Consider the following 1,532-nt stretch of genomic DNA (forward strand, 5'->3'; position numbering starts at 1 on the left):
GATCGGGGCCGCGAGCGCGCACGACGGGAGGGCGAGGGCGCCCGCGACCGCGGCGGGCAGGGCGGGCACGGCGAGGTGCGCGCGCATGCTCACCCACCCCCCGAGATGCGCGGCAACTCGGTCTGCAGGGTCGTGAAGGCGTCGGGGCCGACGGCCAGGGCGCCGGTGAACACGTGCGAGATGTCGATGGTCAGGTAGGTGCCGGCCGCGAGCAGCGCCGCCATCATCGACAGCGGGATCAGGGTCGCGCCGCGCGGCCGGGCCCCGGACAGGAACGGCAGCAGGACGACCGCGAGGCCGGTGAGGACGGTGACGGCGAGCAGCCCCGGCGGCGGCGTCGCGCGGGCGTCCATGGCGCGCTGGCCGCGGGCGGCGGATATCTCGGTGAGGTGGTCGAGCACGGCGGTGCGGGCGTCCTTCAGCTCGTCGGTGCCGGCCTTGACGGCGATGACGTCGCGGCGCAGGCCGTCCAGTTCCCGCTGGCCCTCGGGACTGAGCCGGCCGTGCTCCATCAGCCGCCATTCGGGGCCCCGGACGGTCGCGACGTACCGGCTCAGCGCCGCCTGGACGTGCCGCGCGTCGGGCGGCGGCAGCCGGCTCGCGGCCCAGTAGGCCTCGGAGACGGCGTGGCTCTCGGCGTAGGTGTTGGAGCGGGCCGCGTCGGCGGTCGTCCAGGGCACCACGATGGCGATGGCGAAGGCCAGCAGGAACAGCGCCGACAGCATCGCCCCGGTGTGCGCGGCGGTGGGCCCGTCCGGGTCGGGGTCGTCCACTCCCTTCCAGCGCTTGACGAGCCGGCTCGCCACGAGCACCACGCCGATCGCACAGACCGCGGCCGCACAGTAAAGGATCATGCCCCTCCCGCGTCAGAGCTCCATCACTTCGGGTGAGTGTAATTTCACGGACCGTTGCTACCGGTGGGTTTCGCGATGACCCTCACCTGGAGGTGACGTGACCGCCCGGCCAGGGAAGGTGATCAGTGCGGGCAGGGGAAGGCGGGGGAGTTCTGCTGCCAGTTCTTGTGAAATACGGTGTTCATGCCGGAAGATCTCCCGTAGAGAACCCGGCATGACGGATGATTGTTCGGACCGGCCTGAGAGGGGCGGCTGCGTGAGGGGAGACGGCGATGGCGCCGCAGGGAAAACTGGACCTCGACCCGGCGGCGGTGCGCACCGCCCGGCGGCTCGCCGCCCGCGCCGCCGAGCCGATCATCGACATGGCCCGATCCCACACGACCGTCTCGGTTGAGCGGGCGCTGCTGCGCCTGGCCGGCCTCACCGGCGCCGACGACGAGGGGCGCCCCTGGGCCAACCACCTCGCCGACGCCGTCCGCGACCAGGTCGGCCTGGAGCACGGCCTCGCCCTGCCCGTCTGGGGCGCGCTGCTGACCGGCCCGCACGGCTCCCTCGGCGACCTCGCGCAGGCCGCCGCCCGGGGGCGGGTGTCGTTCCGGCTCCCGTCCGGGGCCGATGCCGGCCACGCCCGGAAGGCCGCCGGCGCGGCGGCGCGCGGCGGCATGTCTTGGAGCGGCC

Annotated in this window: 2 protein-coding genes; one reads left to right on the forward strand and one right to left on the reverse strand. The window is 74.2% G+C overall.

The window, feature by feature from the left end; translation table 11 throughout:
* Nucleotides 1-89 precede the first annotated feature (89 nt).
* Complete coding sequence (locus HUX53_RS16610; RefSeq protein WP_176404112.1) at nt 90-854, reverse strand: DUF4239 domain-containing protein; 765 nt, start codon at nt 852-854, stop codon at nt 90-92.
* A 272-nt stretch (nt 855-1,126) separates the two neighbouring features.
* Between HUX53_RS16610 and HUX53_RS16615 the strand changes: the two genes are divergently transcribed.
* On the forward strand, nt 1,127-1,532 hold a 406-nt coding region (locus HUX53_RS16615), incomplete at its 3' end, for a lysine 5,6-aminomutase subunit alpha (protein ID WP_303623169.1).

Origin of the sequence: Actinomadura sp. BRA 177 (assembly GCF_013372625.1) — a bacterium.
In the GTDB taxonomy this organism is placed as follows: domain Bacteria; phylum Actinomycetota; class Actinomycetes; order Streptosporangiales; family Streptosporangiaceae; genus Spirillospora.

What these genes read in the sequence shown, in the direction of transcription:
- HUX53_RS16610 (WP_176404112.1), bottom strand. Translation starts at nt 854, where the DNA reads ATGATCCTTTACTGTGCGGCCGCGGTCTGTGCGATCGGCGTGGTGCTC.